Origin of the sequence: Variovorax sp. dw_954 (genome assembly GCF_018449755.1) — a bacterium.
GTDB lineage: Bacteria > Pseudomonadota > Gammaproteobacteria > Burkholderiales > Burkholderiaceae_C > Variovorax.
In genome coordinates this window covers 33,426-48,977 of the sequence record NZ_JAAVVD010000040.1, presented here as the reverse complement: position 1 = coordinate 48,977, position 15,552 = coordinate 33,426, and the positions used below count along the sequence as shown (strand labels likewise).

The following is a 15,552-nucleotide window of genomic DNA, read 5'->3' as shown; positions in this document are numbered from 1 at the left end:
GATCAAAGATGTCACCGTCACAGACAAGATGGCTATCGAGGTGGATAAGGAGGCTTTGGCCGAACATTTTCAAGGCGGGTATGGCATCTACGCGGGCATGGCCGACAAACGCGCGGTGTTGAAGTTCAACCCTGCCCGGGCTCAGTACGTGTCGTTGGAACGCTGGCACACGAAGCAGACCTTTAAGTGGCTGGACGACGGCAGCTACGTTCTGGAAGTGCCCTACTCGAAGGACCAGGAGCTCGTCATGGACGTGCTTCGCTACGGTGCCGATGTCGAGGTTCTGGCCCCATCTGATCTTCGGAAGCGGGTGGCCGAACAGTTGCGCGTCGCAGCAAAAATCTACGGGTATCAGTCAGCCTTTTGGTAGCTCATTCGGTGAACTACCGGCCTTTCAAAATTCCCCTCGCGCCTGCTGCGTAATGTGGGCATGGAGTTGGGAATGCAGATCAATTTTGCGCATCTTCGGCAGCCAGCCGTTAGTGGCGGCTCGATCAATTTCGCGGTCTTCGACGCCCGGTCGAGCAGCGGCACCACAAGCGCCAACCTAGAGCTCCTGGAGCAGCTGACGGCCCGCGCCCGGTCGAACCAGTTGCGGATCGACCAGTCCGCTTTGGCATTCAGCGCCAACGGCCGAATTCAGTTCTTCGGCAGCAAGCATTTGGTGGAGTTCCTCTCCCGCAGCGGTTTGCCCGGCTGGACCCACACGCTCAACGTTTAAGGATCCCATCATGGCCAAGAATGCACCTGTCGGCGACAACGCCCGACGCGGCGCCGTCCGCGACCGCTCACAAACGTACACCCGGTCACCGAAACTTGGACGAAGCGCGATACCGGCAATGGCCGCTTCATGGAACAGAAGCAGGACGGCACGCCCTTCAGGGGTGTGCGCAAGGAGCGCGGCAAGTAGACCTTCTGCAAAGTGGGGCAGCCTGCTGACGCTCGGCCGGACGCGATTCCCCCAGCCTGACCTTGCCGGCTTGTCCGGCGGCTGGATGCGATCCGGCTTAGCAGCGACTTATTCATGTTTGTCCGGTGTTTTCCCGGTCCAGAAGTGTTCGTTTCCCCCTGGACTGCACGGAGTTTATGTAACAAAATAGTTACAAAATTGGAGGGGTATGCAGAACCGAGGCTCGGGGCGCTTGTACGCCGCAACTGATCTTGTCAATTTCCTCGAGTGCGAGCACCTCACATCGCTCGACTTGCAGAATCTTCAGACGCCACTGCCGAGAGCTGAAGTTGACGAATCCACCCAGCTCATCCAGCAGAAGGGCTATGAGCATGAGGGCGCGTACGTCCAGCACTTGCGTGACCAAGGGCTGAACGTCGTCGACATCGCCGAAGGCAACGACAGTATGGAGGCCAAGGTGGCCGCTACGCTGGACGCGATGCGCGCCGGCGTCGACGTCATATTTCAGGCCACGCTGCTGCAAGGCGAGCTGGCTGGCTACGCAGACTTCCTCATCAAGGTCTCCCGGCCGTCGGCCTTGGGCGACTACAGCTACGAGGTGTCGGATACCAAGCTCGCGAGCAAAGCCAAGGCCAAGTTCCTGGTGCAGCTGTCGTTCTATTCGAAGCTGCTGACCGTGGCGCAGGGTGCCGCGCCCTTGTACATGCATGTCATCCTGGGAGACCGCTCCCAGAAGACGTATCGCTGCGCGGACTACGCCCACTACTTCGAGGCGCTGCTGCAGCGCTTCTTTGATCGCATGGACGCTCAAGGAAAGACGACCTATCCGGAGCCATGCAACCACTGTGACCTGTGCGGCTGGATCGACATCTGCAAGCAGCGCTGGCTTGCCGACGACCACCTCAACCAGGTCGCCAACATTGCGCGCGGCCAGATCATCAAGCTCCGGGCCGCGGGCGTGGACACCATGGCCAAGCTTGGGGAGTTGGCCAAAGGCACGCTGATACCCAAGATCCAAGCCGGCACGCTCGAGAAACTGCGGCACCAAGCCTTCCTGCAGGACAAAGCCCGACGGACCGGCGAGCCCATCGTGGAACTGCTCCCCGTTGAGGCAAACCGCGGCTTGCTGCGCATGCCTGAGCCGAACGCCGGGGACATGTTCTTCGATATGGAAGGCGACCCTCTTGAAGAGGGCGGCCTGGAATACCTGTTCGGCCTGTACTTCTCTGAGGGCGGCAAGTGGGAGTTCAAGGGTTTCTGGGCCCACAGTCGCCAAGAGGAATGCGCCGCCTTTGAGGCCTTCATCGACTTCGTCGTGGCCCGCCTGAAAGTCTACCCGGGCGCCCACGTCTACCACTATGCCAAGTACGAGGAAACCGCCCTCAAGAAGCTGATGACTCTGCATGCAACGCGCGAGGCAGAGGTGGACAACTGGCTGCGCCGCGGCGTGCTCGTTGACCTCTATCAAGTGGTGCGCGAAGGCATCATGGTCTCGGAGCCGCGCTACTCCATCAAGAACATCGAGCACTTCTATTTGGAGGCACGCGAGGGTGACGTCACCAACGCCGGCGCCAGCATTGTCTGGTACGAGCGATGGAAGGAAACCGGTGAGCCCGCGCTACTGCAATCCATCGAGAAGTACAACGAGGACGACGTCCGTTCTACGCAGGAGTTGCGCGACTGGCTGCTGAAACTGCGGCCAGCTGACGTGCCGTGGGCCGCGCCTCGAATCCCTGCCGGCGGTGCGAACAGCGCCACCACATCGTCAGAGTCCCTGACGGAGGCCGAAGCCCGCCTTGTGCCTTATCGGCAGGCCTTGGTTGGGGCGCTTCCCGAGGACCGGCTGACTTGGACCGCAGAAGAGACGGCACGTGAACTCACCTACCAGCTTCTTGATTTTCATCGCCGGGCCGACAAGCCCGACTACTGGGCGATGTTCCAGCGCATGGAACTATCCGAGAACGAGTTGCTGGAGGACCCCGAGTGCCTGGCCGGCTTGGTGGCAGATCCCGATTTTCCGCCGGAGGCGGTGAAAAAGTCCACCGTCTACACCTTTCTCTACCCCGTCCAAGAGACGAAGTTGCGCCATGGCAGCAGCATCACGCGGGCCGATACCCGAGAGGGTCTCGACAAGCTGGAGATGGACAGCGAAGCGCAGCGCGTGCGCATCAAGTTCGGCCCGTCCAAAGAGCGACCGCCCACGCGCCTGAGCTTGGGCCCTGGCAGCCCCATCCAGACAAAGTCGATCCAGGACGCGCTCTTTCGCTTTGCTGACACGGTAATCGGCGGCAGCCACAAGTACCCGGCGCTCGAAAGCGTCCTGCGCCGCGACGTGCCGTCGATTGCCGGCAAAGAGCCCGATGCGCCCATGATCGCCGGCAAGGCAACAGTCGAGGCCTGCACGGCCGTCGTGATGGGCATGCAGAGCAGCTACCTGTTCATCCAGGGGCCGCCAGGCGCCGGCAAGACCTACACCGGTTCTCACGTGATCGTGGCGCTGCTCGCGGCCGGCAAGAAGGTCGGCATCACGTCCAATTCCCACAGGCCCATCAACCACCTGCTGGAAAAGGTCGTGGAAGTGGCCAAGAAGCAGGGCGTGTCTTTCAAAGGAATTAAGAAGTCGTCGAAAGACGACGACTCGGCCTACCTTGGCGATGGCATCGAGAACATCTACGACAACGACGAGGTGTTCTCCTGCGGCGCCCGTCTAGTGGCGGGTACGGCCTGGCTTTTCTCACGGCCGGATGCTGATCAATATCTCGACTATCTCTTCGTCGATGAGGCCGGCCAAGTGTCCCTGGCCAATCTGATCGCCGTGGGCACCAGCGCTCGTAACCTCGTGCTGCTGGGCGACCAAATGCAGCTCTCGCAGCCGACCAAGGGCGTCCATCCGGGCCAATCAGGCGACTCGTCCCTGGACTACCTGTTGGACGGCGTGGCCACGATCGCGCCCAACCGCGGCATCTTCCTGGAGACGACCTGGCGCATGCACCCGGCCGTCTGCAGCTTCATTTCGGACGCGGTCTACGACTCGCGCCTCGAACCCGAGGGCAAGAACGAAAAACGGGTGCTGGTGCTCCGTGATGACGCCCAGCCGCTGCTCAAGCCCGCCGGAATCGTGTTCGCCCCCGTGGACCATGAAGGCTGTTCTCAGCAGAGCGCCGCGGAGGCCGATCTCATCAAACGACTGTACGAGGACCTGGTGTCTCAGCGCTACACCGCCGAGGATGGAAGCGTGCACCCGATCACATCCGAGAACATCCTCGTCGTGGCACCGTACAACATGCAGGTCAACCTGCTGCGCGATACGCTGCCTGAGGAAGCGCGGGTTGGAACGGTCGACAAATTCCAGGGGCAGGAAGCCGAGGTAGTGCTTATCTCGATGACGACCTCCAGCGAGGCCGAACTGCCCCGCTTCATGGAGTTCCTGTTCAGCAAAAATCGCCTGAACGTAGCCGTTTCGCGCGCCAAGTCCTTGGCCGTGCTCGTCGCCAACCCCGCGCTTATGACCATCAAGTGCTCCACGCCGGAGCAGATGGGCCTCGTGAATACCTTGTGCTGGATCGCGTCGGTGGGCACCGACCGAGGCACCCCTTCTTGACCCTGATGGCCCGCCTCGGGCGAACCCATGACTGATTCTCAAGTGATCCTGTACATCCTCGCCGCCCTGACCGGGCTGGCGCTTTTCGCTTGCGTCGTATTGCTGCTGCGCAAGCCAAAAATAGAAATGCCGCCCGAACTTATCGCCCGGATGACGCTGTTGGAACAGAGCGTCGTTCGCCTGGTAGAAGGGCAGGGCCGTCTCGAAGGCGGGTCTCAGAGCGTCGAGCGCAGACTGCAGGCCTTCACTGAGGAAATGGCTAGCGCCTTCGCGTCGTCACGCCAAGCGCTCGACGAGCAGCTCGGGCGCACTTTGGAAGAGTCGCGGAATGGGCGCGTGGATCTCCAGACCGCGTTCCAAAAGTTTGAGGAACGCTTGGACGGACGGATTTCCGCCCTGGACCAGAAGCTGGGTAGCCGCTTCACCGAATTCCAGGAAACTATTGCCCAGGGCTTGGCCGCCAACCGCACTGCGGTCAACGAGCAGCTCAACAACGCGCTTGAAGAGTCGCGCAGCTCCCGTGCCGAGCTGAAGGAAGCCTTCGGCCAGTTCGAGACCAAGGTGGAACAGCGTCTGACCAGCCTGGACGGATCTATGACGGCACGGTTCGAGGCCTTGCAAGGGGCGTTGTCGGCGCGGCTGCAAGAGTCGGCCCAGGCGTTGCTGGCCCACCTTGGCCAAGCCAACACCGATGCCGCGGCGGGCCGCGCCGAAGCTACACAGACGCTCACAGCCTTCCGCGAAGAGCTTGCGGCCGTGCTGCGCACGCTGGCCGACGAGACAGCCAAGTCCCGACAGGCGGCCGCGGAGAACGCGGCCGCCTACGAAACACGCATGCAGGAGCGCTTCGACGCGCTCAGCGCGGTGGCTCGCCAAACGCTGGAGTCGCTGAAGGCTGACGTGGTCGAGCAGCTCAAGGCGATGTCGTCGGCTATGAAGGACCAACTCGAGGTCAACGGCACGCAGATTCGCAATCAGTTCTCGACCTTGCAGGAGTCGGTGAGCCAGAAGCTCCTCGCCGTTTCGACAGCCAACCAGCAAAGCTCAGACCAGATGCGCGTCACCCTCAATGAGCGGCTGACGGCCATCCAGGAGGACAACGGCAAAAAACTGGAGGAGATGCGTCGCACGGTCGACGAGAAGCTGCATGCCACGCTGGAACAAAGGCTTGGCGATTCCTTCAAACTGGTGAGCGAGCGGCTGGAGCAGGTCCACGCAGGCCTCGGCGAGATGAAGATGCTCGCCGGCAGCGTGGGCGACCTCAAGAAGGTCATGACCAACGTACGCACCCGTGGCACCTGGGGCGAAGTTCAACTCGGCGCCATCATCGAAGGCCTCTTCACCGCGGATCAATTCCAGAGAAACTTGAAGACCGGAGCCGGCAACAGCAACGAGATGGTCGAGTTCGCAGTCCGCATTCCCGCCCCGGCCGACGAGGCGCCTGTTTGGCTCCCGATCGACTCGAAGTACCCCGTCGAGCATTATCAAAAGCTGCTCACCGCCCACGAAGACGGTGATCGCCTCGCCATCCAGGCTGCATCGGCGGCCTTCGAATCATCGCTGAAGGCCGAGGCGAAGAAGATCTCCAACAAGTACATCCGGCCACCGCTAACCACGGACTTCGCCATCATGTTCCTGCCGACTGAAGGTCTCTTCGCTGAAGCGATGCGGTTCCCAGGACTGCATGAGCAACTGCAGACCGACTTGCGCGTCATCATCGCGGGGCCGACCACACTTTCAGCGCTGCTGAACAGCGTTCGCCTGGGATTTCGGACACTGGCCATTGAGAAGAGATCCTCGGAGGTGTGGAGGGTGTTGGGTGCCGCCAAGGCTGAGTTCAAGAAATTCGGAGACATCGTGGACGCGACCAAGAAGTCCATCGACCAGGCTGCGAACAAGTTCGACGAACTGGGGCGCCGAACGCGAGCTATCGAACGCAATTTAAGCGATGTCCACGAACTCCCCAACGCCGTGTCGCAGCCGACGCCCGCACTGGAGCTCAGCGGAGACCAAGCCTTGATTGAAGGTCCAGAAGCCGTCGCGGCGGCGTGAGCTCAGCGGCGCTGGTGCGCTGCAAAGTGTCCCCCCACGTTGTCGACGACGGTCGCCTTGGCGCCGCGCGGCTTGACCATACAGGCATATACATCCTCGTGAAGACTTGCAAGCTTCAATTGCGAATGGCGTCAGCGCTTATTTCAAGAGGCGCATGGGGAGCAGCCGCTAGCGAACGACGAGTTTGGCGATTGGAGAGACCTCAATCGCTGCCTTTCGACTACTGAATAATCGCCGGCTCGGCAGCTTTCGATGGGCTGAACAAGGCCGCCCGGCAGCGGCACAAGGTTGATCGCCCGCGCGTCGACCAAGGCCTCGACCCGCCGTGCATCGACGTAGAGGTCGTGCAAAAGAGCGCGTAGATGTGGTGGAGTTGCTTAAAGTTCGACCCATCTTTAATCGCTGTGTCCCGGACCCTTCAACATCATGCCCGCATCCCTTGCTTCCTACCCCTGTCCCGACGAAAACATTGCAACTCTGCGCGATTCTCTTTTGCCGCTGTACGCGCGCTTAGCCGACATCGTCGACGGAAAGCGAAAGTTTGACGGCTTCGTCGAGACATGTGAGTTGCCGGTGAAATTCCAAATGTCTCCGGACGTCTATCCGCGGCTCTATATGAACTTCACCCAAGCTGACTTGGAATTATTGACCGCCTATGCATCGCTGAATTCATCCGAACTGCTTGCTCAAGCTTCGACGCCGCTCGAGCGCCTCATGATTGCCACAATCTGGAAGAACGGAGACCTCCAAAAAGTCCGCCATATCGCCGAGGGGCTTGGATACGGTCTAGGCCGAGCAACCTCGTTGGACAAAAAATCGTCTGGCCCCGTGTTCAAGCAATTTGGTAGGCACCTCGCCGCGCCTTCCGAACAACCTATTGCGGACCAGCACACACTTCGGGCGTACAGGATGCTCCGCGACGACCACGCAGGCGACAAAGTCCACCTCAAGGACACGTCCACCGGGGACGAGATCGCGCGGTACGTGGCCTGGGTACAGAGAATGGCCAGGGGCGATGGTTTGTCAGATCGTCTTCACGCTTTTGACAGATCTATGTTCGCGCTCGGCAGTGCAACCAAATATGTTCTCTCGCCGCCTCGGAGAAGAAAGGCAAACACATATTGATGATGAGTCGAGACTCTGCTTCTTGATGGGCGCGTGAGTCTCTTCGAGGCGCGGACGGATGTTGCGCGAGGAAGGATCGACACTCCGACAATCAAGATTGCCGAGGCCGCGTGAACTCTTCCAAATCCGGCATGTTCTGCACGCGAACCTGACTGGATTCAAGGCTGGAGTCCTGAAGAAGGCCCAAATGCTTGAGTGCGTAAAAGACCAGCGCTTGCCTGCATCGCAGCTTGGTAGTTCCGTCCACCATGCCGTAGTCAAGAGCGATGACTTGCTGATGGGCGAGAGGCAAGTCGTCATTGGGGGTTAGGACAATGTCGACATATCGGCCCCAGGCCAAGTCCTCTTTTGAGGGAGGGCCTGCCTGATGGAATGCTTCGACTTTCAGCATGCGTGGCACCAGGAAGTCACGAAACTCAAGTCGCGAGTGACAAAACGCTCGGACATGCCAGCGGAAACCATCGTGCGCAAAAGCATGTGGTGAGATTTCACGCCAACTGGGCTCGGGCTGAGACAACGATTGGTACAACACGCGCAATCCGGTCTTCTCGTGCACGGCGCGCAGCAGCATCAGTAGCCGCTTCGAGTCCATTTGCCGACCAGGAACTGGAACGATGGCACTCGGCGGCCGCCATCCAAGAAAGCTTGCTTCGGGCTGAATCACTCCGGTTTCGATGGCAAGGACCTCGCTGAGGTATCGCGCCGGCGTTGTGTTGGAATAAACGGGTCGGAACTTTGATGTCGCAAGGTAGACGCGCTCGGTGCGGTCGTAGAGCAGGTTCTGCGGCGCGACTTCCATGTAGCTCGCGATGTCCAGCGAGGCTTGAGGGATCGAAACGCCGAAGAACGCGACGAGATCGGCGCGATTGAGTCTCCCGTCCCAACGAAGGCGAAAGTCAATGAACTCGAGCCGGCGCTCTGGACCCCATCTTTTTGCGGCGCGAGTCGGCTTGGGAACTGCGGATGCGGTTGGCATGGTGACGTCATTGTGCCGCATCTAAAAACTAGACGCGTATAGTTTCTAATCGTTATACTTTCTGATCCTATGTCACAACAGCCGGTCGAATGAACTCTCGCGTTGACCTTCCGGCTGGCGCAGTTGACGCGCTTCCCAGCGTGGGCTTGCTGGATCTCTCTCGCCAGCAGCGAAACATTCTTCTGTTTCGACCCGTGTTTCAGCTGGAGCGATCGAAGTCCATGCTGAGCGATTCAGATGCTACGGACAGTGCGCTATTCGACGGTGTCGACACGCACTATCTGGTCCTGAGCGCGCTCGACCAAATGATGGAGGCCACCACAATTTCCATGGGCGCCACCGCTCCGGAGGTGCTCGATCAGCTGGCCAACATTGCGGCTCGGATGAAGCCTTCGCTCACAGCAGTCCAGTGTCACCGGATTGCCTCTGTGGTTCTGGACGGCTTGGACAACAAAGCCAACAAACACAAGGAGTTCTCGGCGGACTACTTCGATGCCAAGTCTCAAAGCATGAAGGCCTTTCGGTTTCGGCTCGTGCAGTTCCTGGCCGACCCGACTGACGTCTATCGCTATAGCCCCACTCCTGAAGGCTATCTGGTCTACCTGGGTATGTTGGACATGGAGCCGGAAGACACCCAGGAGCTGATGGAGAAGATGCTCGATATGCTCGTCAAGCGAGGCCGCTTCGAGCAAGCTCTGGACATCGCGCAGCGCGCGCGCAAGCTTTCCCTCGAATTCCGGCAGCTGATTCGCGACAAGCTGTTCCAGGCCTATCGCGCGCCCGGTTCGGTGAACTGGAGCCGCGACATGCATAGCAAGCTCGAAGCCGCGCGCGAGCACGTCTCGAAGCGCCAGGCGGAGGACTTCCGCATGGAGCAGGCCGTTGGCGACGCTATGGTGGAAGCCGACGGGGAGGAGAACCGGCAGCGCATCAAGCAACTGCTGGACACCTTGAAGGGGGCAAGCCTGATTCGCCTGAAGCTGGTTCAGGACATCAGCGCATCCCCTGAGCAGTACATCGCGGCGCAGAAGGCAGTCTTTCGAGCCCGGAGGCCGACGGGGCTGCCGGATCTCGAATTGAGCGTATTCCCCAAGATCCTGAGCCGCCCCGCGCAAGAACTCGCCGCTGAAGCGGACCAATACATCAGCGCGTTGTACCCGCCAGCATGGCCCAAGCTGTACGACCTGAACACTGCTTTTTCAGTGCTGATGGAGCGGCGGCCGGAAGACGAAACAGGCGAGCTCGAGGACGGCGAAACAGTCTTCTTCGAGGAGGTGCCCGATAAGTTCACCAAGGATCTCGTGAACCGCGTGAGCAACTGGGCGCGGGAGCGGTGCGATGGGGACCGCACCTGGCACATCTCCGAGCTGCTTATTGCGGCGCGCCAAGACGGCCTCTCACTTCGTGAGCGCCGCTGCTTGGTTTTTGTTCTATATCGGTCCTTTGCCGAGAGCGAGTCGGTGTTTCCAGGTCTCGCGGCGCGCGTGTCCGGCAACTATTTCGACGTCGGAGTCGCCTGCGGACAGGACGTGGCTTTTGAACGCAAGAAGGAATCGCAATGAGCACACCCGAACCGAGCATTCAGAACGCAGCGCGGCTGGTCTACAAGGCCTTGCACACCTCTGCGTCCCCGGCCAACGACACCGTCTATCGAGAGCTGATTGCGCTGGCGCGCGCCCTTCCTGAGTTCCGGCAGCAGGTGTCGGAGGTGGCTACCGGTATGGAGCTGCGTATCCTGGACATTAGCGAGCTGCGCGGAGTCGTGGCGGTCGCCGCCTCACCGGAGAGTCGGTTTGCCGTGCGGCTGTCGGACATCCGCGGCGGCATGGACGTGAAGCAGAAGTGCGCTCTCGTCCTGGCACACATAGCTATTGCAGCGGTGTTCTTCCCCACGACTGACGTGCTGGACGACGACAGCTACACGCCGCCGCCCGCGAGCATCGCGGCGTGCCGTGAGACCCTGTATTCGCTAGCCAAGCGCTTGAAGGAGGCCAGTGACTTGCCCCCGGACGTCCCTTTGGAGCTGGCGCCAGGCTGGGAGGCGATCTGTGCCATGCCGCAGGCGATGCGGGATGCAAAGCGAGCTTCGGCCTCCTCGGTCGACGGCGCGATCAGGATTGCATTGAACCAAATGGCCGACAGTGGGCTCGTCCGCCTCGATCGCAGCGGCGACGACGACACAAGCACGGCGTACACGGCCACCCACAGGCTGAGGGTGCAGCTGCGCGAGCTCGCGCTTCGGCGCCTGTACGAGATGGCCCAGCGCACCGTAGCGGAAGCCTGAGGAACGGATTACATGCAGAAGCTTCGACGCGTTTACCTCGGGAACTGCGGTTTCCGGACGGCTTGGTTCGACGGTCTGGTGCTGCCGATGACGGACCCGGTCACCGGCGAGCCCGCCGACACCATCCTTCACCTCGAAAACGGCGGCGGCAAGACAACGCTGCTCGGACTGATCATGTCTTGCTTCGAGACGGAGCAGAGCCGGTTCTTGAAGCACCTGCAGAAGAACACCACTCGCTTTTCTCAGTATTTCGACCAGCAGGGCCTGCCAGGCGTGATCGCGGTCGAATGGCTCATGCCGTCCCGTGACCTGGCCGAAGGACCATATCACCTCATCACGGGTCAAGTGATCACTGTGCGCGGGTCCAACGACAGCGTGGACGTGGAGCGCCAGTTCTTCGCATTTCGGGAGCAGCCCGGAGTGCTCGCGCTTGAAGACATTCCTGCCCCAAGCCTTGGCGCGACGCCAGCGTTGTCGATGGCGGAGTTCTCTCGTTGGATGCACGAGGCGCAGGGAAGGTCCCACGACTTCTTCTCGACGCGCAACCAGGAGGAATGGAAAAAGCACCTGCGCAATGAGCGGCTGATCGACCTCGAGATGCTGCAGATGCAGGTGAACTTCAGCACACAGGAAGGCGGTTTCGACACTTTCGTCAACTTCAAGGACGAGAACGACTTCCTGCGCAAGTTCTTCGCCATGACCCTCGATACCGAAAAGGCCGAGGAGGCACGCCGGCTGGTGGTAGAGGTTTGCGAGAAGCACCACCGCCGGCCGGAGTACCAAGCTCGCAAGGACCAACTGGTAGCGTTTCGCGACAGCCTCAACGTGTTCGCGCTGGCTTCGCGCTCGTACCTCGATGCTTGTGCTACCCAGGCGTCCCTCGTCATCGAAGCGGCGCGATTGAGCGTCCAACTCGCAGAGGATGCAGCCCTGCTCGATGTTGAACAAGGCAAGGACCGGGAATATGAAGGGACGCAACGGGCGATCCTGACCCTGTCCTTGGAGACGGCCAGCAAGATCGCACGAGAGCACGCGACCACAACACGCGCTTGGCATGAGGCGAAGGTGGCCGCAACCACCGCCAGCCGCGACGAGACAGCCGGGCAGGTGAGCGGGCTGGAGAACAAGGTTCTCTTCGTACGTGCAGCGCGCCTGCATAAGGACATCATTGCGGCGCAGGTGCGGCTCAAGGAACTCGAGGGGATGGCGGAAGCGCAGCAGGAGCAGTTGCAGCCGGTGCGAGATCATCTCGAGATCCAGGGGGCGCTCCTTCGTGCAGCGTTGCTCGATGAGGAAAAGAAGGCGCAAGACGTTCTGACCGGTATCGAAGAACGCGACAAGGAACGCGAAAGCCAGAAGAAGGAGAAACGCGCAACCGCAGAGGCGGCCAGCAAGCGCGCTGGCGAGTTGCAGCAGGAGAAAACCCGACTGGAGGACGCCGAGGCCCGGCGCGCGCGGCGCCTCGGCGTGCTCACCCGAGAAGGCGTGCTGGCGCGCGAGGATGAACCTGCCGAGCAGGCCTACCATCGGACCAGCTCTGAAATGTTGCGAGCTGCGACGGAGCGTGACACCAGCCGTTCGAATCGGACGAAAGTGTTGGCCGACGCCCGGAGCAAACGTGAAGGGGCCGCTGCAAAGCGAAACGAGGCCGCCACGCTTCTGGCCCGTGCTGACGCAACCGCGAACATCGTCGCGAGGGGCGAGGCAGAGCGGGAGCGACTGTCGCAGCATCCGCAGTTGCTCAACGCCGCTCAGACAGAGCGGGTCGATCCATTCGCGCCCGTCCTCGCGCAGCTGCTGACAGAGGCCGCTGCCGACCTTTCGCGCCAGATCGCCGAGGTGGACGTGCGCGTCGCGGACTTGAAGCTTACGCGGGAGGCGATCGAATCCACCCAGGTGGCCGGATACAGCCCGGATGTCGCCCATGTGGTGAAGATCCTGCGGCAGCAGGGCATCAAGTCCGCCACAGCATTCAATGAGTACATCGCCAAGACCGTACCCGATGCATTCGCAGCCAGGGTCCTTGTCAACAGCGACCCCGCTCGGTTTCTGGGCGTCAGCGTGGCAAGCGGTGAATTCCATAAGGTGCGCGATTTGGACTGGACTGGCCGTTGCCCTCAACGACCGATCGTGGTGTCGGTTCAAAGCCTTGATGCGGCGGCGGAGGCCTCTCAATCCACGGTGGTTCCCGCTGAAAACGACGCAGCCTTCAACGTTCCGGCGGCGCAGTTACTGGCCGCCGACCTCGACGTGCGCTTGGAGGCCGAACAGCGCCGGCGTGCCGAACTCGATTTGCGCCTGCAGGACACATTGCGTGTCGACCAGGACCTCAAGCAGTTCCTCCAGACCTTCGGCGACGGCAAGCTTGCGCAATCTCAGTCCGAAGAGGCCCTCTTGCGGCAGAACACCGAGGCGGCCAAGACTCAGGCCGAATCGCTCGATCAGGAAGCCGATGATCTTGACCTCAAGTCCGCGGACTTGGAGCAGCAGCAACACGAAGCGGCGAGTCGCTACAACGATCTTGTGCAAGCAGCAAAGCGTCTGGCGGAGTTCGTCCAAGAACATGAGGCGGAGCGCGACATGCGGCTCGAGCGCCTGTCGCAACTGCCGGCCGACATCGAAGAGCAGATTGAGGCCGAGGCGATCGCGGACGAGGGGCTTGCGGTCATCCAGCAAGAGCATGAGGCGGACGTGCACACCAAGGCCGCGGAAACAGAGCGGCTGAAGGCGTTGGCGAAGGAGCGCGGCTCCATCGGCTTCTGCAACAAGGAGTGGCCTGCCCGGAAGCAGCTGCAGGAAAGTCCTCGGCCGCTGGACGTGCTGCGCCTGACCTACAAGGATGCGCTCGACACGTTTGAGACCGACGAAAAGCAGCGACTGGGGACCTTGCGCGAAACGATCCGTGCTGCGCGCGATACCGAGGCCAACAAGAAGAACGAGTTTCAGCGCGACTTCCTCGGAGTGAAACTGTCTGACATGCAGCCTTTCGTGAACATCGAGCACGAGACCGCCATCCGCCAAACGGAGAGCAAGTTGACGCTTGCTCGCACCGCGCTGACCTCTGCGGAAGCCGATCTCAAGGTGGAACAAGGCGAGTTGCGCAAATTCCTACAGTTCAAACGCGAGCTCCTGGACACCGCGTCAGAAGCCCTGAAAAAGCTTTCGATCGAGGAGCTCCAGGCCACGCGCAGCGCACTCGACACGCTGCTGGCGGACGAAACGGACAAACAGGTCAAGGCCAAAAAAGAAGCCGACACAGCGCAGTGCCAGGCGGACGAAAAGAAAGAGAAGGCTGAAAAGATTCGTTTGGCAGAGACCGCACTCAAGACGCCGCTGAATTTGCCTGAGCGCCCGGACCTCGAATTGATCGCCACCAAGGCGCTCGCGGAAATCGGCATTGCGCTCGAGATCCCGACGGGCAAGGTGGTCGTCGAATATGACGCCTCGGCCCAAGTTGCGCGGCTGGTAAGGGAGCATGCGCGTAAGGCCAGGGAAGTCGGCACTCTGCGCGAAATGGCAAGGGACAAGTTCGACGGCTTAAAGCGCGCCGCCAGCGCAGAGGACTTCGTGCGCGCCGATGCTGCGGTGTCCGATCAGATGCAGCAAAACCGGTTCGAGGACACTTGCCGGGACGCAACGCGGCTATTAGAGCACCTGGACGATCGCATCGCCACGACACAGTCGACACTCGAAGGCATGGAGAAGGACTTCAACGCCGCTCTGGAGGAGGTGACCGAGGTCGTGCGGCGCGCGGTGCGCACGCTCGCCAAGGCAAGCAGCGAGGAGAACTGCGTCCCGCTCGGGGTGCCTTATGTCGGCGGACGGCAGATCTTGAAACTTGGCTCGCAGATCTCCAAGGTCACGGTCGAGGCGCAGCGCACGACCATGCGTATGTATCTGGAAAGCCTCATCAGCAGCAAGAGCTTCCCAGCGCGCGGTACAGACCTCGTGGCGGAAGCCGTGATGCGGATCTGCGGTGGACGCCTTCGGCTGCAGGTGCTCAAGATGGCCCGGGATGAATCGGAGCAGTACGTCCTTGTCGACAAGATCTCGAACTCGGGAGGGGAAGGTGTCGTCATGGCCATGTTCCTCTATGTGCTCGTCTCGCAACTGCGAGCCGACAACTACGCGCGAATTCAGAAGTCCGCAGGCGGCCCGCTCCTACTGGACAACCCGTTCGCAAAAGTGACGTCTGCTGCCATGTGGCAGGCGCAGCGTGCCGTTGCGCGCTCAGTGGGTGTGCAACTCGTCTTCCTCACGGCCGTGGAGGACTACAACGCTCTCGGCGAGTTCGAGCGCTTTGTGCGGTTGCGCAAGCCGGGCAGGAACGCTAAGAGCGGACGCTGGCACATGGAAGCGGCGAACTACCACGCCCCGGCTGAAGAGGATGTCGTGGAGTGAATACATTCCTGGAAATGCTTCGCGCAAGGTCACGCAAACGCATACCGTTGGATGCCTTGCGCGCCCACCTCTATCAGGCATACCCGGAATTGCAAGGGAGCTCCGCCAGAGGCGAGCGGCTCCTAGCCGAATTGACCGAATTGGCAGCGGCGGGGCACATTTCACTTCCTTCGGGGAGACAGAGCTGGGAAGCGGTGGGGTCT

General features: G+C 61.0%; 9 protein-coding genes. 8 read left to right on the top strand and 1 reads right to left on the bottom strand.

Annotated elements, in window-relative coordinates:
* The 5 genes from HB681_RS35530 to HB681_RS35510 form a co-directional block, all read left to right on the top strand.
* The coding region (locus HB681_RS35530; protein ID WP_213959596.1) for a WYL domain-containing protein at positions 1–370 on the top strand (370 nt) is incomplete at its 5' end.
* 72 nt (positions 371–442) lie between these two features.
* Positions 443–721, top strand: a complete 279-nt coding sequence (locus HB681_RS35525; RefSeq protein ID WP_213959595.1) for a hypothetical protein — start codon at positions 443–445, stop codon at positions 719–721.
* 421 nt (positions 722–1,142) lie between these two features.
* The gene (locus HB681_RS35520) at positions 1,143–4,511 is read left to right on the top strand and encodes a TM0106 family RecB-like putative nuclease (RefSeq protein ID WP_256735231.1); all 3,369 of its coding nucleotides are present in this window, start codon (positions 1,143–1,145) and stop codon (positions 4,509–4,511) included.
* A gap of 27 nt (positions 4,512–4,538) precedes the next feature.
* Positions 4,539–6,563: a DNA recombination protein RmuC gene (rmuC, locus tag HB681_RS35515; protein WP_213959593.1), complete on the top strand. Its 2,025-nt coding sequence runs from the start codon at positions 4,539–4,541 to the stop codon at positions 6,561–6,563.
* A 426-nt stretch (positions 6,564–6,989) separates the two neighbouring features.
* Positions 6,990–7,688, top strand: coding sequence for a hypothetical protein (locus tag HB681_RS35510; RefSeq protein WP_213959592.1), 699 nt, complete (start codon positions 6,990–6,992; stop codon positions 7,686–7,688).
* A gap of 91 nt (positions 7,689–7,779) precedes the next feature.
* Here the strand turns inward: HB681_RS35510 and HB681_RS35505 are convergent, their stop codons facing one another.
* Complete coding sequence (locus HB681_RS35505; RefSeq protein WP_213959591.1) at positions 7,780–8,664, bottom strand: WYL domain-containing protein; 885 nt, start codon at positions 8,662–8,664, stop codon at positions 7,780–7,782.
* Between the two features lie 221 nt (positions 8,665–8,885).
* On the opposite strand from HB681_RS35505, the gene HB681_RS35500 reads away from it, so the two are divergent.
* From HB681_RS35500 to HB681_RS35490, 3 genes are read left to right on the top strand one after another with little or no spacing between them, the layout of a single operon-like run.
* Entirely contained in the window at positions 8,886–10,226 is a 1,341-nt protein-coding gene (locus tag HB681_RS35500) for a hypothetical protein (protein ID WP_256735229.1), read from the top strand.
* Positions 10,223–10,948 carry a hypothetical protein gene (locus HB681_RS35495; protein ID WP_213959589.1) on the top strand — a complete coding sequence of 242 codons (726 nt, stop codon included), beginning with the start codon at positions 10,223–10,225 and terminating at the stop codon, positions 10,946–10,948. Before HB681_RS35500 ends, HB681_RS35495 begins: the two co-directional genes overlap by 4 nt.
* 12 nt (positions 10,949–10,960) lie before the next feature.
* Entirely contained in the window at positions 10,961–15,349 is a 4,389-nt protein-coding gene (locus HB681_RS35490; RefSeq protein ID WP_213959588.1) for a hypothetical protein, read from the top strand.
* Positions 15,350–15,552: the final 203 nt, after the last annotated feature.